Origin of the sequence: Salegentibacter maritimus (assembly GCF_016236975.1) — a bacterium.
GTDB classification, from domain to species: Bacteria; Bacteroidota; Bacteroidia; order Flavobacteriales; family Flavobacteriaceae; genus Salegentibacter; species Salegentibacter maritimus.
In genome coordinates this window covers 95,767-120,096 of sequence record NZ_JAEHNY010000010.1, presented here as the reverse complement: position 1 = coordinate 120,096, position 24,330 = coordinate 95,767, and the positions used below count along the sequence as shown (strand labels likewise).

21 protein-coding genes are annotated in these 24,330 nt (G+C 37.6%); 12 read left to right on the top strand and 9 right to left on the bottom strand.

What is annotated here, in order from left to right; translation table 11 throughout:
* Positions 1–27 precede the first annotated feature (27 nt).
* Positions 28–357, bottom strand: coding sequence for a HesB/IscA family protein (locus I6U50_RS11970; RefSeq protein ID WP_193710075.1), 330 nt, complete (start codon positions 355–357; stop codon positions 28–30).
* Between the two features lie 272 nt (positions 358–629).
* Between I6U50_RS11970 and thiL the strand changes: the two genes are divergently transcribed.
* Entirely contained in the window at positions 630–1,694 is a 1,065-nt protein-coding gene (gene thiL / locus I6U50_RS11965; RefSeq protein ID WP_198638998.1) for a thiamine-phosphate kinase, read from the top strand.
* 27 nt (positions 1,695–1,721) lie between these two features.
* On the opposite strand, the gene I6U50_RS11960 is transcribed toward thiL, so the two are convergent.
* The 5 genes from I6U50_RS11960 to I6U50_RS11940 all read right to left on the bottom strand — a co-directional run bounded on the left by I6U50_RS11960 (position 1,722) and on the right by I6U50_RS11940 (position 5,859).
* Complete coding sequence (locus I6U50_RS11960; RefSeq protein WP_198638997.1) at positions 1,722–1,973, bottom strand: hypothetical protein; 252 nt, start codon at positions 1,971–1,973, stop codon at positions 1,722–1,724.
* A 73-nt stretch (positions 1,974–2,046) separates the two neighbouring features.
* Positions 2,047–2,817 carry an alpha/beta fold hydrolase gene (locus I6U50_RS11955; RefSeq protein ID WP_198638996.1) on the bottom strand — a complete coding sequence of 257 codons (771 nt, stop codon included), beginning with the start codon at positions 2,815–2,817 and terminating at the stop codon, positions 2,047–2,049.
* Positions 2,818–3,002: 185 nt separating this feature from the next.
* Complete coding sequence (locus I6U50_RS11950; protein WP_198638995.1) at positions 3,003–4,295, bottom strand: aminopeptidase P family protein; 1,293 nt, start codon at positions 4,293–4,295, stop codon at positions 3,003–3,005.
* A 332-nt stretch (positions 4,296–4,627) separates the two neighbouring features.
* Positions 4,628–4,918 carry a chaperone modulator CbpM gene (locus I6U50_RS11945; protein WP_198638994.1) on the bottom strand — a complete coding sequence of 97 codons (291 nt, stop codon included), beginning with the start codon at positions 4,916–4,918 and terminating at the stop codon, positions 4,628–4,630.
* A complete protein-coding gene (locus I6U50_RS11940) occupies positions 4,915–5,859 on the bottom strand; it encodes a DnaJ C-terminal domain-containing protein (protein ID WP_198638993.1) in 945 nt (314 codons plus the stop codon). The genes I6U50_RS11945 and I6U50_RS11940 overlap by 4 nt, the downstream gene beginning before the upstream one ends.
* A gap of 415 nt (positions 5,860–6,274) precedes the next feature.
* Here I6U50_RS11940 and asnB point away from each other — a divergent pair, with 415 nt between their 5' ends.
* From asnB to I6U50_RS11900, 8 genes are all read left to right on the top strand, one after another.
* Positions 6,275–7,936 (top strand): asparagine synthase B, encoded by a 1,662-nt coding sequence (gene asnB / locus I6U50_RS11935; RefSeq protein ID WP_198638992.1) that lies wholly within the window; start codon positions 6,275–6,277, stop codon positions 7,934–7,936.
* Positions 7,937–8,408: 472 nt separating this feature from the next.
* Positions 8,409–9,071, top strand: coding sequence for a succinate dehydrogenase cytochrome b subunit (locus I6U50_RS11930; RefSeq protein WP_198638991.1), 663 nt, complete (start codon positions 8,409–8,411; stop codon positions 9,069–9,071).
* A gap of 12 nt (positions 9,072–9,083) precedes the next feature.
* A complete protein-coding gene (locus I6U50_RS11925; protein WP_193710084.1) occupies positions 9,084–11,087 on the top strand; it encodes a fumarate reductase/succinate dehydrogenase flavoprotein subunit in 2,004 nt (667 codons plus the stop codon).
* 25 nt (positions 11,088–11,112) lie between these two features.
* Positions 11,113–11,511, top strand: a complete 399-nt coding sequence (locus I6U50_RS11920) for a four helix bundle protein (protein ID WP_198638990.1) — start codon at positions 11,113–11,115, stop codon at positions 11,509–11,511.
* Between the two features lie 5 nt (positions 11,512–11,516).
* Positions 11,517–12,263: a succinate dehydrogenase/fumarate reductase iron-sulfur subunit gene (locus I6U50_RS11915; RefSeq protein ID WP_193710086.1), complete on the top strand. Its 747-nt coding sequence runs from the start codon at positions 11,517–11,519 to the stop codon at positions 12,261–12,263.
* Between the two features lie 83 nt (positions 12,264–12,346).
* Entirely contained in the window at positions 12,347–13,501 is a 1,155-nt protein-coding gene (locus tag I6U50_RS11910) for a methionine aminotransferase (protein ID WP_198638989.1), read from the top strand.
* Positions 13,502–13,662: 161 nt separating this feature from the next.
* The gene (gene pdeM, locus I6U50_RS11905; protein WP_198638988.1) at positions 13,663–14,298 is read left to right on the top strand and encodes a ligase-associated DNA damage response endonuclease PdeM; all 636 of its coding nucleotides are present in this window, start codon (positions 13,663–13,665) and stop codon (positions 14,296–14,298) included.
* A 2-nt stretch (positions 14,299–14,300) separates the two neighbouring features.
* Positions 14,301–15,092: a tryptophan-rich sensory protein gene (locus I6U50_RS11900; RefSeq protein WP_198638987.1), complete on the top strand. Its 792-nt coding sequence runs from the start codon at positions 14,301–14,303 to the stop codon at positions 15,090–15,092.
* A gap of 31 nt (positions 15,093–15,123) precedes the next feature.
* Here I6U50_RS11900 and I6U50_RS11895 read toward each other — a convergent pair whose 3' ends face one another.
* A complete protein-coding gene (locus I6U50_RS11895; RefSeq protein ID WP_198638986.1) occupies positions 15,124–16,482 on the bottom strand; it encodes a dihydrolipoyl dehydrogenase family protein in 1,359 nt (452 codons plus the stop codon).
* A gap of 140 nt (positions 16,483–16,622) precedes the next feature.
* Here I6U50_RS11895 and I6U50_RS11890 point away from each other — a divergent pair, with 140 nt between their 5' ends.
* The 3 genes from I6U50_RS11890 (at position 16,623) to mfd (ending at position 20,626) form a co-directional block, all read left to right on the top strand.
* Positions 16,623–16,859, top strand: coding sequence for a hypothetical protein (locus tag I6U50_RS11890; protein WP_198638985.1), 237 nt, complete (start codon positions 16,623–16,625; stop codon positions 16,857–16,859).
* Positions 16,856–17,146: a type II toxin-antitoxin system RelE/ParE family toxin gene (locus tag I6U50_RS11885; RefSeq protein WP_198628010.1), complete on the top strand. Its 291-nt coding sequence runs from the start codon at positions 16,856–16,858 to the stop codon at positions 17,144–17,146. Before I6U50_RS11890 ends, I6U50_RS11885 begins: the two co-directional genes overlap by 4 nt.
* 66 nt (positions 17,147–17,212) lie before the next feature.
* Positions 17,213–20,626, top strand: coding sequence for a transcription-repair coupling factor (gene mfd, locus I6U50_RS11880; protein ID WP_198638984.1), 3,414 nt, complete (start codon positions 17,213–17,215; stop codon positions 20,624–20,626).
* 323 nt (positions 20,627–20,949) lie between these two features.
* Here the strand turns inward: mfd and I6U50_RS11875 are convergent, their stop codons facing one another.
* Together I6U50_RS11875 and I6U50_RS11870 are read right to left on the bottom strand one after the other, a co-directional pair.
* Positions 20,950–21,750 (bottom strand): NAD(P)H-binding protein, encoded by an 801-nt coding sequence (locus I6U50_RS11875; RefSeq protein WP_198638983.1) that lies wholly within the window; start codon positions 21,748–21,750, stop codon positions 20,950–20,952.
* Positions 21,751–21,990: 240 nt separating this feature from the next.
* The gene (locus I6U50_RS11870) at positions 21,991–24,306 is read right to left on the bottom strand and encodes a M28 family peptidase (RefSeq protein WP_198638982.1); all 2,316 of its coding nucleotides are present in this window, start codon (positions 24,304–24,306) and stop codon (positions 21,991–21,993) included.
* Positions 24,307–24,330: the final 24 nt, after the last annotated feature.

Here is a 24,330-nt window from a genome sequence, read left to right as displayed (position 1 = left end):
TAAGGTCAAAATCTAAAGTTTGAACCATTAAAGAGAAAAACTCTCTCCACATCCACAGGTTCTTTGGGCATTGGGATTGTTAAATACAAAACCTTTCCCGTTTAAGCCTCCAGAAAATTCTAAAACAGTTCCTGCCAGGTATAAAACACTGCGTTTGTCAACTACTATTTTTACATCATTATCTTCAAAAAGTTTGTCGTCTTCTGTTTTAGCTTTGTCAAATTTTAATTCGTATGACAAGCCAGAACAGCCACCGCTTTTAACACCAACACGCACAAAGTCTTGTAAATTATCAAAACCTTCATCGCTCATTAGCGCTGCAATCTTTTTTTTAGCGCTTTCGCTTACTTTTATCATAGCTAAAAAGATTAATTCTAAATTAGCTACAAATATACTATAAAACTAACGGTTTACCATAGCCTCTGTATATGTTTTAAAAATACAATGATAAGTGTTACCAATTCCTGAATTATAGGATTTGAAATGCTTAAATGATTGAAAATTAGTCTGTTTTGTGTGGTTTTATTTGTTTTTTCTAAAATTGATTTGTTAGCTTTTTTAATCTATGCCTATCTTTAGTATCACAGTTGAATAATATTCATTTATTTTGCCAAATAAAATATACTCTTATGTTTCAGAATAGTCAGGATATGCGCACAAATCTTTCAGAATTAGGTGAATTTGGTTTAATAGATCACCTAACAAAAGGTTTCGAGCCTAAATTATCTTCTACCGTAAAAGGTATTGGCGACGATGCCGCGGTATTGAAATTTAATGATAAGCACACGATAGTTAGTACCGATCTTTTGGTTGAAGGTGTACATTTTGACCTTGCCTATATGCCTTTGAAACATTTGGGTTATAAGGCCGTAATGGTAAATGCATCTGATATTTACGCAATGAATGCCAAAGCCACACAAATAACTGTTTCTATTGCAGCTTCCAACCGGTTTCCGGTAGAGGCGCTAGAGGAATTATATTCTGGAATAGAACTGGCTGCAAATTTGTATAATATTGATGTTGTGGGTGGGGATACCACCTCTTCTACTTCTGGATTATTAATTAGTATTACTGCGCTGGGTGTGGCCGAAAAAGAAGATGTAGTTTACAGAAGTGGAGCTAAACCAAATGATTTACTTGTGGTAACCGGTGATCTTGGGGCTGCTTATATGGGCTTGCAAATTTTAGAGCGTGAAAAAGAAGTTTTTAAAGCCAATCCTAATGCACAGCCCGACCTGGATCCTTATACCTATTTAATTGAAAGGCAATTAAAGCCGGAAGCCAGAAAAGATATCCCACCTTTATTAAAGGAACTTGGAGTGAAACCAACCTCTATGATTGATATAAGTGATGGGCTTTCTTCTGAAATTATTCATTTGTGTAAAAACTCGCAAGTAGGGGCTAATTTATTTGAAGAGAAAATTCCGCTAGACCCTGCGGTAATTTCGGTATGTGAAGAGTTTGATATAGATAGTACCACAATAGCTTTAAGTGGCGGTGAAGACTATGAATTGCTTTTTACTGTTTCACAAGATGATTACGAAAAAATAAAAGCAAACCCCAATTTAAGCATTATTGGGCATATGACCGAAGAAAAGGAAGGTATGCATTTAATTACACGTGCAAACCAAAAACTTCCCCTTATTGCTCGTGGTTGGAACTCTATGGATAATAGGGATGCAAACGAAAAATAAAATTCTCCAATAATATTACAAAGAAAACTAGGAAGCGTTGGCGTAATGCTTGCGCTTTCTTCTTTGGTGTATTTTGGCAATATAATCGTTGGTTTCCTTAAATTTTGGTGTTAACCGGGCTAAAAAGCCATTTGCAGTATCGGTCATTTCCATTCCGCATTTTTCGCATTTATATTCGTGAACATGATCTGTCACATTTTTGGAAACTCGTAGTTTATGCCCAAAAATGCTGCAAAAAACTTTAGCGAACGAAAATTTTTTGGGGGCTCTTTCCTTCATAAAAGTTTGATTCTGTTTGTTTTGAAAGTTTAAAATTATAAAAAAAAGTTAATATTTCGGCAAAAAGTTAATATTAATCGATCAAATGCAAAATCTCTCGAACTTCTGTTTGATTTTCGATAAAACACAAATGCCCATCCGGTAAACCAATAAACTTGCTATTACAGCGTTTTGCAACAGATTTTATTGTGTTGTAATCCATAACTGGGTCATTTTTTCCTGCAACAACAATTTTTTGACCCTTAAATTTTGCAAAAAGCTTCGTATGATCTGTACGAATTTTCATGCCTTTAATAGCTGCATAGATTCCGGCAGATGAAAATTGTAGGGCATGCTTCTTTAAAATTTCAATTTGAGATCTAAACTTTTTATTATTTTCAGGAGTTAATAAGTTAGATAGTGCCATACTAACAAATGCTCTTTTATTTTTTAGAACCAATGCTGCTGCCCTGTTGCGGGTAACTTTGCGTTCTTCTGAATCTGCTTCGGGAGTAGAGTTCAGGAGTGCTAAACTACGAGGTATGTTAGGAAAAATATTTTGGAATTCCAAACTTACATAGCCTCCCATGGAGTGACCGGCAAAGGAAGCTTTTGTGATATCTAACTCATCTAAAACCGCTTTTACTGCCCTGGCCATATCGGCCATTGTGTTTATTTCATTAAGGTTTCCTGAATCTCCGTGGCCGGGAAGGTCTATGCAAATAACCTGTCTTTTCACAGCAAGTTCTGTGATAAAATCTTTCCAGATAATTTTAGACTCTAAGAATCCGTGTAAGAGAACAAGCGGGTTCCCGGTTCCCATACTTGTATAAGCAATAGTTGTGTCTTTATAGGTTGTTTCCATGGCTGTTTAAAATAGAAAAAGCCACGAACTCACAAATTAATTCGTGTATTCGTGGCTTTGGTTTGAAATCGTCATCCTGAACTGGTTTCAGGATCTAATATAATTCTAATTAGTCTCATGTTAGAAGCTGAAATAAATTCAGCTTGACGGTAAAATAAACTGATCTAGTTGTAAGAATTATTCGATTAAGAATTCATAATTTCTTCAATCTCTTCAATTTCAATAGGAATATTACGCATTAGGTTGAAGGGCTCTCCTTCTTTTTGAATCACCACATCATCTTCTAATCGAATTCCGAAACCTTCATCGGGGAGATAAATTCCCGGTTCTACCGTAAATACCTGGTTAGGTTTCATGGGTTCGGTTAGAATTCCATAATCGTGCGTGTCCAGGCCAATATTATGGGCTGTACCGTGCATAAAATACTTTTTATAAGCCGGCCATTTTGGGTCTTCATTTTGAACATCTGCCTTGTCCAGTAATCCAAGATCCAGTAATTCAGAAGTCATTAATTTACCTACCTCTTTATGGTATTCAGCCCAAATAGTACCGGGAACCAGCCACTTGGTAGCTTCTTTTTTTACTTTGTTTACGGCATTGTAAATTTGTTTCTGACGTTCTGAAAACCTTCCTGAAACCGGGATGGTTCTGGTCATATCACTAGAGTAATTTGCATATTCTGCTCCGGTGTCAAGAAGTATTAGGTCTCCTTCTTTACATTGCTGGTTGTTTTCGGTATAATGCAAAACATTTGCATTATTTCCACTGGCAATAATTGGGGTATAGGCAAATCCGCGGCTACGGTTTCTTATCATTTCGTGCCAGTATTCGGCCTCAATTTCGTGCTCCCATACTCCGGGTTTGGTGAATTTTAAAGCTCTACGGAAAGCTTTTTCGGTAATGTCGCAGGCTTTTTGCATTAAATCCAGCTCAATAGGGTCTTTTACTGAACGTAGTCTTTGTAAAATAGGATTGCTTTTTGCTACCTGGTGCGCCGGATACTTTTCTTTACACCATTTTATAAATCTTTCGTCGCGGGTTTCGGTTTGTACATTGGCTCGATAATGCTCGTTGGTATTAAAATATACCGTTTCACATTGAGTCATTACTTCAAAGAAAATTTTTTCAAAATCCTGAAGCCAGTAAACCGTTTCAATACCGCTAACTTCTAAAGCCTTTTGCTTATCTAATTTTGCACCTTCCCACACGGCAATATGCGCATTGGTTTCGGTTAAAAATAAAATTTCGCGATGTTCCGGTTTTGGAGCATCTGGGAAAAGCACTAAAATTGCTTCTTCCTGGTCTACACCGCTTAAGTAAAATAAGTCCCTGTTCTGTTGAAAAGGCATGGTGCTATCTGCCCCAATAGGGTAAATATCGTTTGCATTAAAAACCGCCAGGCTATTAGGTTTCATCCCTGCCATAAAGCTTTTGCGGTTTTTTATAAATAACTTACTGTCTATTTGATCGTATCTCATATTTATTAATTTAAAACCTTTAGGTTTATATTTGGTTTTCTTGGTTAAGAAAGTATTTTGTAACGTCATCCTGAATTTATTTCAGAGCCTGCCCCGATTATTTTCTCGGGGATCTAAGTTTTGGTATTAAAAACATGTTAGAAGCTGAAAACAAGTTCAGCTTGACGAGAAATAATTTATTTAGTTTTTTGTTGTGTTTGCAAAGTTATCAATATAATACAGAGGAAAAAACCTCTCAGTAATCCCATAAATTCTTATCTAAAGACTATAATTTGATTTTGTGACAAGTTTTGGTGTATTTAATTTCGGTTATTGGATAAACAGTTCCTTGCTTATTCAAATATATTCAGCCTGTTTTTAAGCGCTAAATTCTCCTTTTGTAGTTTTCTTACCTGTCCTAATAAATGCTGAATAGCTTCCAGTCCCTCTAAGTTTATGTCCAGGTCGTAATGCAATCTTCGTAACCTTTCAAATTCTGAAATAGCATCACAATGCACATATTGGGTTTCTTCCACGGTAATAATTTCTATAAGTCCGCTTTCGTGTAATGAACGCACAAAAGTGCTTTCTACCCGGTACTTTGCGCAAATCTCATTGGTGGGTATTAAATCTTCTAAATTCATGAGCGTAATTTTTGAAGTTCTTTAAATAATTCTTTTTCACGAGTACTTAAATTATCGGGCATTTTTACATTGTAGGTAATTATTAAGTCTCCAAACTGGTTCTCTTTTTTGTACTTAGGAAAACCTTTGCCTTTTAATTTCACTTTGGTTCCGGTTTGGGTTTCGGGTTTCACTTTTAATTTCACTTTTCCATTAAAAGTATCTACGGTAATTTCTCCCCCTAGTAAGGCGGTATATAAATCCAGGTCTACCTGGCTAAACAAATCCTCTTTTTCACGTTTAAATTTGGTGTTATTTATAATATTAAAGGTAATATAGAGATCGCCTTTTGGCCCGCCCTGAACGCCGGGACCACCGTGTTCTTTAATTTTAATGGTTTGTCCGTTTTCAACACCTGCAGGAATTGTAAGCCTAATGTTCTTTCCGTTTACACTAAGAGTTTGTTTGTGGCTGGTGTATACGTCGCTTAATTTTAGTTGAAGCTCGGCATTAAAATCCTGACCTTTAAAATGATGGCCGCGACCTGAACCATGGGCCCTCGCCCTGCTGCCAAACATTTCCTCAAAAAAATCTGAAAAAGTATCTTCGTCAAAATTTCCCGAATAGGAGTAACTTCCCTGGCCGCCTCCAAATCCGGTATTTCCAAACCCGCCGCCGGTATAGGTTCTGCCGCCGGAGGCTTGTTGCTGTTTTCGGGCTTCTTCATAGGCATCGGCGTGTTGCCAATCTTTTCCGTATTGGTCGTATTTTTTTCGTTTTTCAGGATCGCTCAACACCTCGTTGGCTTCATTTATCTGCTGAAACCTTAGCTGTGCTTCTTTATTATTGGGGTTGAGGTCTGGATGATACTTTCGGGCCAGTTTGCGATAAGCTTTTTTAATATCGGCCTGGCTGGCAGATTTGTCTAATTCCAATAATTTGTAATAGTCTATAAAATCCATAAAATTTTATGTTGAAATTATATCTCCTGAAATTACTAAAAAGCTGGCTTACTTTCCATTAAGTTTTTGTGAAATAAGGTGTGTCGTATTAGCAATGGAAACGCTGGCATTGTTCTCTCTTTTGCAAATCTTTTGTAATTTTTATAAGAAATAATATTCGAAAATACAGGTTTTAATAGCTGAAAAAGAGTTGGTTGTTGGTTTTTGGGTTTCAATTTTACAGGTGATTTATTAAGCGTTTTCTAAAATTTTTACTGTTGAAATTAAATTGTAGCTATTGCTGGGTTTAATTTTTGATATGAAGTTAATTTATGTTTTTTAATTTTCATTTGTAATCAAATGTGATTTATTAGCTTTTTTTACGAAATATTAGTTCAATATTTGTTTCAACATTAATACTTAAAACTTTAAAATTGTGTGTGGAATTGTTTGTGCTTTCGATTTAAAAGAAAGGTCTGAAGATTTAAGACCTCAGATATTAGAAATGGCTAAAAGTTTAAGGCATCGTGGCCCGGACTGGAGTGGAATTTATAGTGATGAAAAAGCTATTTTGGCGCATGAGCGACTGGCCATTGTAGATCCCATTTCTGGAGGACAGCCTTTACTGTCTGAAGATAAGCAGCTTGTACTTGCTGCGAATGGGGAAATCTATAACCATAAAGATTTAAGAAGTCAATTTCCAAATTATAATTTTCAAACAGAATCTGATTGCGAGGTTATTCTTGCGCTTTATAAAGAGAAAGGCGATAGCTTTTTAGATGAATTAAATGGGATCTTTGGTTTTGCTATCTATGATGCCGAAAATGATGAGTATCTTATTGCTCGCGACCATATGGGGATTATTCCTTTATATATAGGTTGGGATCAAAATGGAACTTTTTATGTGGCTTCAGAATTAAAAGCTTTGGAAGGGAAATGTGCTAAGATTGAATTATTTCCTCCGGGGCATTATCTATCAAGTAAGAAAGAAGGTTTTCAAAAGTGGTATGAGCGTGACTGGATGGAGTATGATGCCGTAAAGGACAATGAAACCAGTATTGAAGATTTAAAGGAGGCTCTTGAAAGAGCAGTGCACCGTCAATTAATGAGTGATGTACCGTATGGTGTATTGCTTTCGGGTGGCTTAGATTCTTCAATTACTTCAGCAGTTGCTAAACTGTATGCTGAAAAAAGGATAGAGAGCGACGATAAAGATGCGGCCTGGTACCCAAGATTACACTCTTTTGCCATTGGCTTAGAGGGATCGCCAGACCTTGCTGCTGCTCAAAAAGTAGCCGATCATTTAGATACAGTACATCATGAGGTGAAATTTACCATTCAAGAAGGTTTGGATGCTATTAAAGATGTTATTTATCATTTAGAAACTTATGATGTAACTACGATTAGAGCGTCTACGCCTATGTATTTAATGGCTAGAACTATTAAATCTTTGGGGATTAAGATGGTGCTTTCGGGTGAAGGATCTGATGAATTGTTTGGTGGGTATCTTTACTTCCATAAGGCCCCCAATGCCAAAGAATTTCACGAGGAAACCGTTAGGAAATTAGATAAATTACACCAATACGATTGTTTAAGAGCTAATAAATCTCTTTCTGCCTGGGGTATTGAAGGGCGTGTTCCATTCCTGGACAAAGAGTTTATGGATGTTGCCATGAGAATAAACCCTAAGGATAAGATGATTACCGGCGAACGCATTGAAAAATGGGTGCTAAGAAAGGCATTTGAAGATTATTTGCCAGAGAGTGTAGCCTGGAGACAAAAAGAACAATTTTCTGACGGGGTTGGTTATAGTTGGATAGATACTCTTAAAGAATTGGTGAATGCAGAGGTAAGTGATGAACAGCTTGAAAATGCACACTTTAAATTCCCAATTCAGCCACCATCTAGCAAGGAAGAATATTATTACCGTACTATTTTTGCGAATCATTTTCCAAGCGATGCCGCAGCAAAATCTGTACCTTCTGTACCTTCTGTAGCTTGCAGTACTCCAACTGCCTTAGAGTGGGATGAGTCTTTTAAAAATATGAACGATCCATCGGGTAGAGCAGTAGCCAATGTTCACTCCGATAGTTATTAAAAGATTGATAAATCCAATTGAAACTTAGGTTTTATTGGCACAGTCAAATAATATAATACCTCGAAGTTTGCCTCGAGATAGTTTACTAAAAAGCTACCTGAATCCAGGTAGCTTTTTTTATTTACGCCAAAGAGTGTAATGTCCCGAAGTAGTTTACGAAGTTTTTTACCGGGTAGTTCAGATTTAAACATTACCGATCTTCGTTGGGTAATTTAATCTTAACATAGTTTGTGAATTGTGGAAGCGGCATCTCTTTGAATTCTACCAAAAAACTGCATTTACTTTATGAGACATATTGGTTAACTAAAGGTTTTAGCTCTTGGTAATATAGGAAATGCAAATAATGATATTCAACAAAATTATTGCTTACTTATATTTATTCTAAATAGCCCTATAAACAGGCTTGAAAGTTTGTCAGTAAGTGATTTGCAGTGTATTTTTGCTGTTAAATTTCTATAAAATTATCAAACCAATGGGTGGATTTCTAAATTCAACCATAGCAAGAAAATTTGCTATGGCCTTATCGGGACTATTTCTGGTCTTATTTTTAGCTCAGCATTTTAGCATCAATTTTATTTCGGTATTTAGTAAAGACGTATTTAATGAGGTTTCCCACTTTATGGGGACCAACTTCTTTGTGCAGGCTTTATTGCAACCCATATTGATTTTTGGGGTAATTTTCCATTTTATAATGGGTTTTATCCTGGAGGCGAAAAACCGTGGAGCAAGAAACGTTAAGTATGTTAAGTTTGCCGGAAATGAAAACTCAAGTTGGGTATCAAGAAATATGATTTACTCAGGCCTTGTAGTTTTAGCTTTTTTAGCACTTCACTTCTACGATTTTTGGTTTCCGGAAATGATACACAAATACGTAGAGTCTCATCCCGAAGATGCAACTCGTTATTACGGTGAGTTGGTTGCGAAATTCGAAAGCCCGGTTAGAACAATATTATACGTGGTTTCATTTGTATTTTTGGCCCTACACCTTTATCATGGGTTTTCTTCTTCTTTTCAGTCTATGGGATGGAGAAATAAATATGCCAAAGGACTTAGAGGATTCACCAAAGCTTATGCAATCGTTATACCGCTAGGATTTATTTTTATAGCCCTTTTTCACTATATTAATAACCTTTAATAAGTAAGATTTATGTCAGTTTTAGATTCAAAAATACCTAAAGGGCCTCTAGCAGAGAAGTGGACCAATCATAAAAACAATATCGATCTTGTTAACCCTGCCAACAAGCGTAATATAGACGTTATTGTAGTAGGAACAGGACTTGCAGGAGGAGCGGCAGCTGCAACCCTTGCAGAGTTAGGTTATAATGTAAAAACATTTTGTTACCAGGATTCTCCAAGACGTGCACACTCTATTGCGGCTCAGGGAGGAATTAACGCCTCTAAGAATTACCAGGGCGATGGAGATTCAGATTATCGCTTGTTTTACGATACCGTAAAAGGTGGTGATTACCGCTCTCGTGAAGCAAACGTTTACCGTCTTGCCGAGGTGTCAGGAAATATTATAGATCAATGTGTGGCACAGGGAGTTCCTTTTGCCCGTGAATATGGTGGTTATCTTGACAACCGTTCTTTTGGAGGAGTGTTGGTATCCCGTACTTTTTACGCAAAAGGGCAAACAGGACAACAGTTGTTACTGGGAGCATATTCGGCAATGAACCGTCAAATTAATCGTGGGAAAATCAAGCCTTATAACCGTCACGAAATGATGGATTTGGTATTGGTAGGCGGTAAAGCGCGTGGAATAATTGCCAGAAATATGGTTACCGGCGAGATTGAGCGCCACTCGGCACACGCCGTGGTATTGGCTTCCGGTGGTTACGGAAATGTATTCTTCCTTTCTACAAATGCGATGGGAAGTAACGTAACAGCTGCCTGGAGAGCACACCGTAGAGGAGCTTATTTTGCCAACCCTTGTTATACACAAATTCACCCAACCTGTATTCCGGTTTCCGGAGATCATCAATCTAAATTAACATTGATGTCTGAGTCTCTAAGGAATGATGGACGAATTTGGGTGCCTAAGAAAAAAGAAGATGCTGAGGCTATAAGGGCAGGGAAGAAAAAACCAACCGAGCTTTCAGAAGAAGAAAGAGATTACTATTTAGAGCGTCGCTATCCTGCTTTTGGTAACCTTGTACCACGTGATGTGGCTTCAAGAGCGGCTAAAGAGCGTTGTGATGCCGGTTTTGGAGTTAATAAAACCGGGCAGGCAGTATTTCTTGATTTCTCCAGTGCCATTGAACGCTACGGAAAAGAAAAAGCTTTTACTTCGGGACATAAAAACCCTTCGAAAGAAGAAGTTACAAAACTTGGAAAAGAAGTTGTGGCTGCAAAATATGGAAACCTCTTCGATATGTATAACAAGATCGTAGACCAGAACCCATATGAAACCCCAATGATGATATACCCGGCTGTGCACTATACTATGGGTGGTCTTTGGGTAGATTATAACCTGCAAACAACCATTCCCGGTTGCTATGCTGCAGGAGAAGCCAACTTCTCTGACCATGGTGCCAATAGGCTTGGTGCTTCGGCATTAATGCAAGGTTTGGCAGATGGTTATTTCGTGCTGCCTTATACTATTGGTAATTATTTATCTGATGATATTCGTACCGGAGCAATTTCTACAGATTCTCCAGAATTTGAGGAAACCGAAAAGGCCGTAAAAGAACGTATCGAGAAGTTAATGAATGCCAACGGAAACAAATCTGTAGATTCCTATCATAAGGAATTAGGTTTGATTATGTGGAACAAATGCGGAATGGCTCGTAATGAAAAGGGACTAAAGGAAGCTGTTGAAGAAATTGCGGCTTTAAGAGAAGATTTCTGGAAGAATGTAAAAGTTCCCGGAAGTGCTACTTCTAAGAACGCAGAACTTGAAAAGGCCGGACGTGTGGCAGATTTCCTTGAGTTAGGTGAGTTATTTGCTAAAGATGCTTTGCATAGAAATGAATCTTGTGGAGGGCATTTTAGGGAAGAATACCAAACCGAAGAGGGAGAAGCATTAAGGGACGATGAAAACTTTAAATATGTTGCTGCCTGGGAATATAAAGGAAAACCCGCAGATGCAGTTCTTCACAAAGAAGACCTGGTATTTGAAAATATAGAATTGAAAACAAGAAGTTACAAGTAAGTTCATAGTGAATGGTTAATTGTTAATGGAAAAGATAAAATCATTCGAAGATTTAGTCTGCTGGCAAAAAGGTAGGGCTATTCGAATGGAGATTTCTCAACTTATTAAACAATTTCCTGCTGAAGAAAAATTTGAATTGGTTTCCCAAATGAGAAGGGCTTCTCGATCGGTAACTCATAATTTAGCTGAAGGGTATGGAAGATTTCATTTTAAGGAAAATATCCAGTTCTGTAGAGTTTCCAGAGGCTCGCTTTATGAAATAAAGGATCAGTTAATCACTGCACTGGATGAACAGTATATTGACGAGAAAAAATTTGAAAAATTAAAGAAAAAAGTTGAAGAAGGAATAGTTGTTTTGAATGGCTATATTAATTATCTGAAAAAAGCAGATAAATCCTATTTACTTTTAACACTTAACTTTTAACGATTATGAAGTTAACACTTAAAATATGGCGTCAGGAAAGTGCCACGGCTAAAGGAAAAATGGTAGATTATCCTATAGATGGGATAGACGGGGATATGTCTTTTCTTGAAATGCTGGATATACTTAACGAGCAGTTGGTAGAGAAAGGAGAAGATACTATTCAGTTTGATCACGATTGTCGTGAAGGAATTTGTGGTTCTTGTTCACTCCAAATTAATGGAGAGCCTCATGGGCCTGATAAACTAATCGCTACCTGCCAGTTGCATATGCGTTCTTTTAAGGATGGAGATACTATTTATATAGAACCATTTAGAGCCAAGGCGTTTCCGGTAGTAAAAGATCTTATTGTAGATAGAAGTGCTTTTGACCGAATTCAGCAGGCCTGGGGTTATGTTTCGGTAAATACATCAGGAAACACCGTAGATGCCAACACGATTCCGGTAGAAAAAGAAAAAGCCGATGAGTCTTTTAACGCAGCAACCTGTATTGGCTGTGGAGCTTGTGTAGCGGCTTGTAAAAATGCAAGTGCTATGCTTTTCACTTCGGCAAAAGTTTCTCAATATGCCTTGCTGCCTCAGGGTCAGGTAGAAGCTACCGAGCGTGTTCAGGCCATGGTTAGGCAAATGGACGAAGAAGGTTTTGGAAACTGTAGTAATACGGGAGCTTGTGAAATTGAATGTCCAAAAGGAATTTCTTTAGACAATATTGCACGTATGAACCGTGAATATCTTTCAGCCAGTACCAAAGGATAAAACTTCCTTAAATAAGAACAAATCAATCCCAAATTCTTTTCGAATTTGGGATTTTTTATGCAACTTATTTGAAAATTGACTACATGCCAAATTTTAAAAACCTTCCCTCAAAACTTCCAGCCGGGAAAACCAGTATATTTTCGGTAATGAGTGGACTTGCAAGAAAGCATAAAGCCATAGATCTCTCTCAAGGCTTCCCAAATTTTGAAACCGATAATCATTTAAAAGACTTGGTTTGTAAAGCGATGAAAGATGGCTATAACCAATATCCGCCAATGAGTGGAGTATGGGCGTTACGTACGCGAATAGCCGAAAAAATTGCAGCTTTATATGATATTTGTTATGATTTTGAGACCGAAATACTCGTTACCAACGGCGCAACCCAAGCCTTATACTGTGCAATAAACGCTTTTGTACACCCCGGTGATGAGGTGATTGTTTTTAAGCCGGCTTACGATTCTTATGAACCTGATATTAAATTAGCCGGAGGAAAACCTGTTTTAGTAGAATTAAAAGGAAAAAATTTTAAAATAGACTGGCAGGAAGTTGAGGCAAAAATCACTTCCAAAACCAGGATGATCATAATTAATACTCCACATAACCCCACAGGTACGGTACTTTCAAAAAATGATATGCAACAACTGGAAAAGTTGATAAGATGTACAAATATCATTCTGCTGAGCGATGAAGTGTACGAGCATCTTATTTTTGATGATGAAGTACATGAAAGTGCGTCAAAGTTCCCTGGTTTAGCTGAAAGAGCTATTGTTTGTGCCTCTTTTGGGAAAACTTTTCATAATACCGGTTGGAAAATGGGCTACTGCGTTGCTCCCGAAGTTTTAATGAAAGAAATCATAAAACTTCACCAGGCTACAGTGTTTTGTGTAAATCATCCTATGCAGCGTGCTTTTGCAGAGTACCTGAAAAAACCTGAGCATTATCTGCAATTAGGTGATTTTTATCAGCAAAAACGGGATAAATTTTTCGACTTAATGCAAGGTTCAGGGTTTAAGGGAACTCCTTCTAAAGGAACCTATTTCCAGGTAATGGATTATTCAAAAATTACCGACGAGCCCGATGTTGATTTTGCAAAACGATTAATTACCGAACATGGACTTGCTGCCATACCGGTTTCTGTATTTCATAAAAATGGGAAAGATCATAAACAGTTGCGTTTCTGCTTTGCTAAAACAGACGAAACCCTGGAAAAAGCAGCTGAGATTTTACATAAATTATAACACCAGGTTTGTCTGAAAAGCCTGGTTACGTCAAGCTGAACTCGTTTCAACTTCTATCTTGTTTTTAATTATCAACATTTTAGATCTCCGGCAAAATAATCTAGCTAGGCTCTGAAATAACTTCAGGATGCCGATTTTAATTACGTTACTCAAATAAACCAATGACTATAAACCTCCAAAAACAAAGCTTTGAACTCCATCCAAGCGGTGCTGCTTTTTGGAAGGAGCAAGCAATTCTCCTTATTAGCGATGTTCATTTAGGGAAGATTTCGCATTTTAGGAAATTTGGAAGTGCTGTGCCTCATAAGGCAATTCACGCAAATTTTTTGAGATTAAGCGAAGTTGTAGGAAAGTTTCAGCCCAAAGTTGTTTGCTTTTTAGGCGATCTTTTTCATAGTGATCTTAATAGTGAATGGAAATTATTTGAAGACTGGCTTGGGTTTGTAGAAGCTAAGGTGATTCTAATAGCTGGTAATCACGATATAATTTCTCCTTTAAAATATGAAGAATTGGGTGTGGAAATTCATTCAGAATGGCAATTGAAAGATTTTTTACTCACGCATCACCCCGAAACCAGGGAAGGTTTCTTTAACCTGTGCGGTCATGTTCACCCGGCCTATAAACTTAACGGAAAAGGAAAGCAAAGCCTCAAACTGCCCTGTTTTTTCCGAAAAATAGATCAGTTTATTTTTCCTGCTTTTGGCGAATTTACAGGGAATTTTTTGATGAAGCTAAATGATGGGGAAAAAGCATACGCGATTACACAAAATGAAGTAATTTTAATAGAAAACACCTAAAAATGGAAAAACGACTTGCAATATTGAACTTTATCTCGGTAATCCTAATCATTGCAGTGAGCTATATTTCCCAAACAGGAATTATTAATGGCAATACAATGGGAAGTCTTAGCGCCGAATATTATAACCTTTTTACTCCGGCAGCTTATGCTTTTGCTATTTGGGGAATAATCTTTCTTTCGCTTTTGGCCTTTTCCGGATATCAGGTTTATCAGGCCTTTTCAGCTAAAGAAGATTTAAAGTTTTTAAGGGATTCAGGTTATTGGTTTTTAACTGCCAACCTGGCCAATGCCGGCTGGGTACTTGTTTGGTTGTATGAGTTTACCGGAATCTCGGTCTTGTTCATGTTTTTAATCCTTTTTGCACTAATAAAGGTGATTTTGAACACCAATATGGAGCGTTGGGATGCTCCCCTAAAAATTCTGGCTTTTAGCTGGTGGCCTATTTGTCTTTATTCGGGTTGGATAGCTGTGGCCAGTATTGCTAATGTTTCAGCTTATTTAGCTAAAATTGAATGGACGGCACCTTTTTTTGGAGAGGAAATTTGGACGGTTGTGATGATTGTCGTGGCGACTTTTCTAAACATCGCAATCATTTGGCGAAGAAATATGCGTGAATTTGCCGCTGTTGGGGTTTGGGCATTGGTTGCAATCTATTTTAGGCATTTTGGGGAGTTTCCCCTCATTGCTTATTCAGCTTTAATAGGTGCAATTGCCATTTTTTCGAATATTATTTACCACGGTTGGATGAATAAAGAGACAAACCCGATGTATAAATTAATTAAGCGCGATTAACTAACAATCTTTAGCTGTTTGCGAGAGATATTTACACCATTCCCTTTATATCACTTGCCCAACTGGGATACGTGAAAATCATCTTTTTTAAAGTCTCACAATCCAGTTTGCCACACATAGCCATAACAAACATATTGATGATTTCTGACGCTTCAGGGCCAATCAGGTGCGCCCCAATTACAAGTCCGGTTTTATTGTCTACTAATGTTTTGTAGGCATATATTTTTTCATTTATATGCTTGGGATTAAACCAATCTGGAACTAATTTATGCTCTAAAGTATAATCGTAGCCCTGTTCTTTTGCTTCTTTTTCTAAAAGCCCTACCGAAGCCAATTTGGGGAGCGTAAAAACCACGGTAGGTTGAGGCGGAAAATCTGTTTTTTTAGATGCTTTTTCGTTTAGAAGATTTGCTGCGACAATCTTCGATTCCTGCGAAGAAAGTGGGGTTAGCGGTAAGCCGGGACTTGCCGAAACATCACCACAAGCATAAACATTTTCGTTGGTGGTATTTTGAAGAAATTCGTTCACAGTAATCCCTTTGTTGCTAAAAGCGACCTCGCCTTTTTCCAATGCTAAATCGTCTATAGATGGTACACGGCCCGCAGTATTAAAAACTATTTCGGCTTTTGCTGAAATTTCTTTTCCATCTTGCATCGCCTTCACCCTAAAGTTCTTTTGTAGTTTTTCAATTTCATTTACTTCAGCATTAAAAATAAATTCAATGCCAAGGTCTTCTTTTGAAACCTGTTGAATGTAGTTTACCATATCTTTATCGAAGTTGGAAAGTGGTCGCGGTGCAAAATCCATCATCGTAACTTTCACCCCAAATCTTGCAGCAATATGGGCAAATTCCATCCCAATATAGCCGGCGCCTATAAAAAGCATGGTTTCCGGTAATTTTTCTAATTTCAGGAAGTCTTCACTTAATAGCGCATGTTCTTCCCCGGGTATTTTTAAAGGCATTGGTTTTTGGCCGGTGGCGATTACAATTTTATCGGCTGTTACCGTTTTTCCTTCTACCGAAAGTGTGTTTTTATCTAAAAATCTTGGGGACTGATGATACATTTTTATGCCCAAACCGGTAAGATCTTTTTCGGTAGCGGCAGGAATGGCATCTACAAAAGTTTCTTTAAATGCCATAAGTTCGCTCCAGCTTACCTGAGGTATTTTTGTAATTCCCTTTCCTTTCATTTTTTGAGTCCTATCTATAATTTCGGTAAAGCCTACCAGAACTTTTTTAGGATCGCAACCCCTATTGGGGCAGGTGCCGCCATATTCCCTATTATCGGCTATGGCGACTTTCCAGCCTGCTTTTGCACAGTCTTTGGCCACACCTTTGCCTGCAGTTCCTGTTCCTATTACAAATACATCAAAATGCTCAAATCCCATAATAATTATTTATCATAGCAAATTAGCCATCTTCAGTTGCATTTGCTGTTATGGAAATGGTAAAAGTGGAAAATGGATGAAACTTTAAAAGTTCTAAAATATAAAATTTGTAATTTTATATTATCAATAACATTCTGATTATGGAAACAATAGCGTTAAAAAAAACGGTCCTGAAATATGTTGAAGAAGCAGATGAACGTCTATTAGAAATGATGCTTTCTCTCGCCGAAAGTTATGAAAATAACGACTCTTCAGTTCTCTCCGAATCAGATTACCAGGAAATGGATAAGCGTAGGTTGAATCATCTAAAAGAGAAAAGTGAATCCTATTCCTGGGAAGAAGTGCAGCAAAGAGTTAAAGATTCTTTGAAGAAATGACTTTTAAACTTATAATTAAAGAGGAAGCTCAGTTAGAAGTAATGGAAGCTTTTCTTTATTATGAGCGAAAACAAAATGGGCTGGGCGATTTGTTTTTAGATCATCTTACTTCTTATTTTAGGTGGATTAGAAATTATCCGCTTCATTTTTCGCAAAAAAGAAAACCATTTAGGGAAGCTGTAGTTAAGCGTTTCCCGTATATTATTATCTACGAAGTTCTGGAAAGTGAGGTAATTGTTTATTCTGTGTTTAATACATGGCAAGATCCCGCAAAGAAAAAAGTATAAACCCACTAACGTTAAAAAAATGTTGAGAGGTTGCGGGACAATGTTTCTGCAATTATCTTTGCGCCAATGAGTACATCAATGATCGCCCAGAGCTTTGCACAATCCCCGCAACAGCAGGAATTGAGGGAATCCCTTGCCTCTTTCGACTCTGCTCAGGAGGACAAAAAAGAAAAAAATAGAACTAAAATTCAATTAAAAGGTCTTGTTGGTTCTGCCTTTTCTTTCGTTGCTGCTAATGCATTTAAAGAGGCAGAAAAACCCTTTTTGCTAATTTTTAATGATAAGGAAGAAGCCGCTTATTATCTTAACGATCTCGAGCAATTGGTTGGAGAAAAAAACGTGCTTTTTTATCCCGGCAGTTACCGGCGCCCATATCAAATTGAAGAAACCGATAATGCAAACGTACTTTTAAGGGCCGAGGTCTTAAACCGAATTAATTCACGAAAGAAACCGGCGATTGTTGTTACCTATCCTGACGCTTTATTTGAAAAAGTAGTAACCCGCAAAGAGCTGGATCGCAGTACCCTTAAAATATCTGTTGAAGACGAACTTTCTATAGATTTTGTAAATGAAGTACTTTTTGAATACAAATTTAAGCGGGTAGATTTTGTAACCGAACCGGGAGAATTCTCTGTACGTGGAGGGATTATAGATGTTTTTTCCTTTAGTAACGACGAGCCCTACCGTATCGAGTTTTTTGGAGACGAGGTAGATAGCATTCGAAGCTTTGATGTAGAGACCCAACTTTCTACAGATAAAGTGAAGAAAATTTCGGTAATGCCTAATGTTGAAAACAAGCACCTGGACGAAATCAGGGAGAGTTTTCTAAAATATATTGCTGAAAATACAGTGGTTTTTGTAAAAAACCTTGATTTGCTTACAGCACAGGCCGATAAACTTTTTGGTAAGGCCGAAGAAGCTTTTCAAAAACTCTCTGAAGAAGTAAAACACAGCGAGCCTAAAGAGCTGTTCTGTAGCGGGCAGTTAATTAAAAGTCAGTTGGAGCTCTTCTCTGTGGTAGAATTGAGTAACCAGGCGTATCTAGAGCCTCAAAAAAGTATAGAATTTCAAACAACACCTCAGCCTTCGTTCAATAAGCAATTCGATTTACTCATTGATAACTTAATTAAAAACCAGGAAAACGGGTATACCAATTATATTTTCTGTGTAAGTGAACAGCAAGCCAAACGTTTTCATGATATCTTCGACGACCAGGACCGTATCGTGAAATATCAAACCGTCGCTTTGTCTTTGTTCCAGGGTTTTATAGATGAAACCGGAAAAAATATTTGCTATACAGATCACCAGATTTTTGAGCGCTATCATAAGTTTCATCTAAAGAATGGCTATGCCAAAAAACAGGCAATTACCATCAAGGAATTGAGTAATCTTGAAGTAGGCGATTATGTTACTCATATTGATCACGGAATTGGGAAGTTTGGAGGCCTGCAAAAAATTGATGTAGAAGGAAAGAAGCAGGAAGCCATTAAGCTTTTTTACGGTGAGCGTGATATTTTATATCTCAGCATCCATTCCTTACATAAAATCTCAAAGTATAACGGGAAGGATGGTAAGGAGCCCAAAATCTTTAAATTGGGAAGTAATGCCTGGAAGAAACTTAAACAAAAGACCAAAGCCCGGGTAAAGCATATTGCTTATAATTTAATTGAACTGTATGCAAAACGCCGATTGCAAAAGGGATTTGCATTTGGCCCCGATTCTTATTTACAACACGAGCTGGAAGCCTCTTTTATGTATGAAGATACTCCAGACCAAAGTACTGCCACCCAGGCGGTGAAAGAAGATATGGAAAGCGAACGGCCCATGGATAGGTTGGTTTGTGGGGATGTTGGATTTGGAAAAACAGAGGTGGCCATTCGGGCAGCTTTTAAAGCCGTAGACAACGGGAAGCAGGTGGCGGTTTTAGTACCCACCACCATATTGGCTTTTCAACACCATGAAACTTTTTCTGAACGTTTAAAAGATTTTCCGGTCACTGTAGATTATTTAAATAGGTTTAGAACGGCCAAAGAACGTAGGGAAACCCTCGCAGATCTCGAAAATGGTAAAGTAGATATTATAATTGGTACGCACCAATTAGTAAACAAAGCTGTAAAATTTAAGGATCTCGGACTTTTAATTGTAGATGAAGAACAGAAATTCGGGGTTTCGGTAAAAGATAAGCTAAAAACCATAAAGGAAAATGTAGATACCTTAACCTTAACGGCAACGCCTATTCCAAGAACGCTTCAGTTTAGTTTAATGGCCGCAAGAGATTTATCTACCATTACTACGCCACCACCCAACAGATACCCAATAGAAACCAATGTGATACGGTTTTCTGAAGAAACTATTCGGGATGCTGTTTCTTATGAAATTCAGCGGGGAGGGCAGGTTTTCTTTATCCATAACAGGATTGAAAACATTAAGGAAGTTGCCGGCATGATTCAGCGTGTAGTGCCCGATGCTAAGATTGGTGTGGGACATGGGCAAATGGAAGGTAAAAAGCTGGAAAAGCTGATGTTGAGTTTTATAAACGGTGAATTTGATGTTTTGGTCTCTACCACTATTGTAGAAAGTGGACTGGATGTAACCAATGCAAATACTATTTTTATTAATAACGCCAACAACTTTGGAGTTTCAGATCTTCACCAAATGCGGGGTAGGGTAGGCCGAAGCAATAAAAAAGCTTTTTGCTACTTTATAACACCGCCATATTCGGTAATGACCGAAGATGCCCGGAAACGAATGAGCGCACTGGAACAGTTTTCAGATCTTGGGAGTGGGATAAATATCGCGATGAAAGATTTGGAAATTCGGGGTGCCGGCGATTTACTGGGCGGTGAGCAAAGTGGGTTTATCAATGAAATAGGTTTTGATACTTACCAAAAAATCCTAAATGAGGCGATTGAAGAATTAAAAGAAAATGAGTTCCAGGAATTGTATAACGAAGCAGAAAACATAGAGGATAAAACCTTTGTAAAGGATACGCAAATAGATACCGATTTTGAGATTTTATTCCCTGATGATTATATCAATAATATTACAGAAAGACTAAATTTATATACGCAGCTGAATAAAATCACTTCGGAAGAAGAATTGCTAAAATTTGAAGCTGAACTTGTAGATCGTTTTGGAGAATTACCGGCACAGGCAGTAGATTTATTGAATAGTGTGCGTATAAAATGGATTGCCGCTGCTATAGGTATAGAAAAAATTATCCTAAAACAAGGCAAGCTGGTGGGCTACTTTATTTCCGATCAACAATCCAGGTTTTATCAAACCAAAACTTTTACCAGAGTGTTGCAATATGTGCAATCCCATAGGCATAAATGTACTATGAAGGAGAAGAAAACCAGAAATGGCCTGAGATTACTCTTAACTTTTGATAAAATTACTTCTATTGAAAGTGCATTAAAAGTTTTGGTACCCTTAGACTTTAGGACGAAAGAAGAAGAGGTTGAGACCCTTTCTAAGTAAATTCGGGACAAGCTCTAACTCCCGAAGAAGGATTTATTCTGAATAATGCTCCCCTCCTTTCTAAGGAGGGGTGGCCGATAGGCCGGGGTGGTTGGAACCCTTCCGTAATTCCTGCGGAATTCCACCTTCCCTTAGAAAGGGAAGGAGCTTTAGTTTTCTTTATTTGGACCCTGTTTCATCGACGATATTTTATTTTAATCATAGACCTGTTTTTTGCCCAAATTTTTAATTTAAGCTCCCCTTCTTTTTAAGGAGGGGTGGCCGATAGGCCGGGGTGGTTAAGAACTTCCCACATTCTGAACTTGTTTTCGCAATCTATGCTGTTAAATAGTTCCCTTAAACTCATAATCTAAAACTTCCTTCAAATTTACCGAGCTAATCTTTTTTCCTTTAGAAATTCCATTTTGGTCAAAGTCGGGAATATTTAAATTCTTTTCCTTTGCGGTTTTCGTGTAATAATCTTCTTTGGTGGGATGATAGGGGTAGGCGGCGTTAAAGATCTTTCCCCAGGCTTCTTTTTTGATGATCTGGTTTATAATTTCAATACAATCTATCTGTTGAATAAGATTTACAGGTGCCTTTGGGTTTTTAATGCCGGTTTTATTTGCAAGAAAATTTACAGGATGCCTTCCCGGGCCAATTAAACCCCCAAACCGAATAACGGTGGTTTGAAAATGCTTATTTTTTAATACCATTTTTTCAGAAGAAATTAGTTGTTTCGCCGCTTCTGAAATTCCGTTGGCTTCATTTTCCTCGGTATATTCCGGTATATCTTCTTCATCTTTATAAACTGAAGTAGAGCTTACAAAAAGCACTTTTTCAATAGGAGATTTTTCAATATAATCAATGATTCGCCCAATTTTTCCTACGAAATCGGCTTTGGGATCGCTGCGTAATCCCGGCGGAATATCAATAATTAAAATTTCAGAATGGGCAAGGAAAGAAGTAAGGTCTCCCTGGATACCTTCTGTAAAAATTTTAATCTGATAAGGTGTAATCCCGGCTTCCCGTAGCTTTTGCATTTTTTCCCTGCCGGTTACCGAGCCTTTTACAGTATGCTCTTCTTTTAGTTTTTTTGCTAGTGGCAATCCCAGCCAACCGGTTCCTAGTATAGATATATTCATAATTAATAGTTCTCTTGATAGGCTATTTGAAGATTGATGGAACGTCATCCTGAATTATTTTCAGGATCTAATTTGTTTTAAACTAAGAACATGTTAGAAGCTGAAACAAGCCCACCTAAACACACGGGCAAGTTTAGCTTGACGAAACCTGGAAAATATTTAAACAATTTTAATGATCTTAAAAAATATTCGTGTATTCGGGGCAAAAAACCACTTAACCCAAAGCTACAAAACCAAATTCTACTCAGGACTTATGGTTTTCTTAAAAATTACAGCATCATTTAGTACAAAGGGTCTCGGAATCATAGTCTCTGGCCTTGGTTTTACATTTAAAGCTTCATTTTCAATTAAATCGTAGCTAGACTCGTAAAGTGTAAATTGAGGTTTTTTATCCTTCTTTAAACTGAATTCCAATTGTAAAGTATCCCTGCCTGAAACGTGATAAGTTAAAATCCGGTTGTGCCATCTTCGGGTATGAATATGAAATTTATTATTGCCAAGTGCCACCGAATCAGCTTCAAGCCCGTTTACCTTAAAACTTTCAAAATCTGTTTCCCTATCAGCAAAGAGTTCTATTCTCCCGGCATTGCGGTTGGTAGCTATTTTTAGGGAATAGGAGTTAAAGGCCGGGGTAGAATCGGTTTGTTTCCAAATTATGCCGGGCGATTTCAGTTTAATTTTTGGTGCACTGTTACGCCAGGTGAAATTTGACTTGTATTTACTGCTAAATGTGTTGTTTTCGGAAGGAGCAATTAAAGGCTCTTTTCCAAAGTATAAAGCCGTCCATTCATCGGGCATTTTATCGTATGAATACCAATTGGTTTTATCCTTATCGGCATCAAAAAGATACACTAGGGAATTGGGTTTTGGATGTTCTTTGGTGAAATCGGCTTTAAAATGAGCGGTAATTAAAAGGATATTAAACAGAAGAAAGAAGAATACCGCAATTTTTTTATTACTCTTAAAATAGGTGAAAACCGGCAATAAAAGTTGGAACAATAATACGCTAAGCAAAGCCGAAACAAATAAGATTTTTAAGCCTAAAGCTACCGGGAACATTTTTATAAAAGGTGCCAAAATAAAGATAGCCGGAAGGCTTAAGAAAGCCATCAATAATGAGTTAGGCGATTCTTGCCGTAGCATAATAAAAAATTGTAACAAGGCAAATAGGCCGGGGATAATAAAATAGGCCGCACCTTTTAAAAAGAAAGCGAGTAAAGTACAAAGCAGTAGCCAGAAGAATAGGGGGATAACAAATAGATTTGCCTTGTTTTCTATATGTCGAAATCGAAAATAGCTAAAAAAGGCAATCAATAAACTTAGTGAAACAAATGCAGCGATATAATAATACCCGTTATAGGTGAAGCCATGTTCCATCTCTGAATATTCCGGATAGCTGTAGAGGAGAAGCTTCCAAAAAAGAAAAACCAATAGGCCAGAGAAGACAAGGCTTACAATAAAAGGAATACTACTCTTTGCAATCTCTTTAAAATCAAGTTTGTTTTGAGAAACACCATAAGCCAAGAGACCAAAAAATAAGATAAAAGCCAGAATAAGCATTGGGAAAATCCATGAAAATGGATAACTGATAATTTCCCCGCCAGGAAGATTAAAGAACAATACTTCTTTCTGCGATTTAACTTCATTCAAATTGGCATCTTTGAAATACTGAAGCAATGGCATAAGGTAGCTGCCCTGGTGTGCCAGGCTTTCTTTATCTAAATTTTTGGGAGTGTCTGTTGCGGTATGATAATCAAAATGATCGTCTATAAATGCGAAATTATATCCTGGGATATTGCCTTGTTCACGTAAAACCGTTAGATCTGTATCGTTAGGCAACATTTTATAAACGCTGTAGACCAGGGAATTGGTAACGGGAAATTTGGGATTAGCTTCTTTAAAAGCTTTTATGAGCCCGGCGTTACCCGTGTTGGTTTCCAGGAACATAAAGGAATCGCCTCCACTACCACGAGCTTCAAAATTAAGGGCAAGTTTTGCATCTTTAGCCCAGGGATGGTCTTTTATAAAAAGTTCGGCACCATTTAAACCTAATTCTTCGGCATCGGTAAATAGGATGATAATATCGTTTTTATGGCTTGGGTTTTCGGTTAAAAAAGCGCGTATTCCCTCTAAAATTGTTCCCACACCGCTGCCGGCATCGCTGGCTCCCAATGAAGAATGCGGATTACTATCATAATGCGTCATAATCACTAAAGCCTCACCGTTTCCGTTGCCTTCTATACGGGCCATGATATTTTGAGGGCGAACCAATACGCCATGTTTATTAAGGGTATAATCTTCATGGGTTTGCGCCTGTAAACCCATTTCCTGTAGGCGGGACACAATATAGTTTCTAACACGACTATGTGATGCGGTTCCTACGTAATGTGGTTTTTGGGCTATTGCTTCAACATGTTTAAAAGCGCTTTGGGTTGAAAACGTGTTTTCTAGAGCGTCTTCAGCTTCAATAGTTTTTGGCTGGCTGCTGTAAAAACTAAACCAAATTGCAACAGCAATAAAAATAAATGAGAAAAAACGAGGTATATTTTTCAGCATAATTCAGAAAAGAACAAAAGATTT

What these genes read in the sequence shown, in the direction of transcription:
- I6U50_RS11970 (WP_193710075.1), bottom strand. Translation starts at nt 357, where the DNA reads ATGATAAAAGTAAGCGAAAGCGCTAAAAAAAAGATTGCAGCGCTAATG.
- thiL (WP_198638998.1), top strand. Translation starts at nt 630, where the DNA reads ATGTTTCAGAATAGTCAGGATATGCGCACAAATCTTTCAGAATTAGGT.
- I6U50_RS11960 (WP_198638997.1), bottom strand. Translation starts at nt 1,973, where the DNA reads ATGAAGGAAAGAGCCCCCAAAAAATTTTCGTTCGCTAAAGTTTTTTGC.
- I6U50_RS11955 (WP_198638996.1), bottom strand. Translation starts at nt 2,817, where the DNA reads ATGGAAACAACCTATAAAGACACAACTATTGCTTATACAAGTATGGGA.
- I6U50_RS11950 (WP_198638995.1), bottom strand. Translation starts at nt 4,295, where the DNA reads ATGAGATACGATCAAATAGACAGTAAGTTATTTATAAAAAACCGCAAA.
- I6U50_RS11945 (WP_198638994.1), bottom strand. Translation starts at nt 4,918, where the DNA reads ATGAATTTAGAAGATTTAATACCCACCAATGAGATTTGCGCAAAGTAC.
- I6U50_RS11940 (WP_198638993.1), bottom strand. Translation starts at nt 5,859, where the DNA reads ATGGATTTTATAGACTATTACAAATTATTGGAATTAGACAAATCTGCC.
- I6U50_RS11930 (WP_198638991.1), top strand. Translation starts at nt 8,409, where the DNA reads ATGGGTGGATTTCTAAATTCAACCATAGCAAGAAAATTTGCTATGGCC.
- I6U50_RS11925 (WP_193710084.1), top strand. Translation starts at nt 9,084, where the DNA reads ATGTCAGTTTTAGATTCAAAAATACCTAAAGGGCCTCTAGCAGAGAAG.
- I6U50_RS11920 (WP_198638990.1), top strand. Translation starts at nt 11,113, where the DNA reads ATGGAAAAGATAAAATCATTCGAAGATTTAGTCTGCTGGCAAAAAGGT.
- I6U50_RS11915 (WP_193710086.1), top strand. Translation starts at nt 11,517, where the DNA reads ATGAAGTTAACACTTAAAATATGGCGTCAGGAAAGTGCCACGGCTAAA.
- I6U50_RS11910 (WP_198638989.1), top strand. Translation starts at nt 12,347, where the DNA reads ATGCCAAATTTTAAAAACCTTCCCTCAAAACTTCCAGCCGGGAAAACC.
- pdeM (WP_198638988.1), top strand. Translation starts at nt 13,663, where the DNA reads ATGACTATAAACCTCCAAAAACAAAGCTTTGAACTCCATCCAAGCGGT.
- I6U50_RS11900 (WP_198638987.1), top strand. Translation starts at nt 14,301, where the DNA reads ATGGAAAAACGACTTGCAATATTGAACTTTATCTCGGTAATCCTAATC.
- I6U50_RS11895 (WP_198638986.1), bottom strand. Translation starts at nt 16,482, where the DNA reads ATGGGATTTGAGCATTTTGATGTATTTGTAATAGGAACAGGAACTGCA.
- I6U50_RS11890 (WP_198638985.1), top strand. Translation starts at nt 16,623, where the DNA reads ATGGAAACAATAGCGTTAAAAAAAACGGTCCTGAAATATGTTGAAGAA.
- I6U50_RS11885 (WP_198628010.1), top strand. Translation starts at nt 16,856, where the DNA reads ATGACTTTTAAACTTATAATTAAAGAGGAAGCTCAGTTAGAAGTAATG.
- mfd (WP_198638984.1), top strand. Translation starts at nt 17,213, where the DNA reads ATGAGTACATCAATGATCGCCCAGAGCTTTGCACAATCCCCGCAACAG.
- I6U50_RS11875 (WP_198638983.1), bottom strand. Translation starts at nt 21,750, where the DNA reads ATGAATATATCTATACTAGGAACCGGTTGGCTGGGATTGCCACTAGCA.
- I6U50_RS11870 (WP_198638982.1), bottom strand. Translation starts at nt 24,306, where the DNA reads ATGCTGAAAAATATACCTCGTTTTTTCTCATTTATTTTTATTGCTGTT.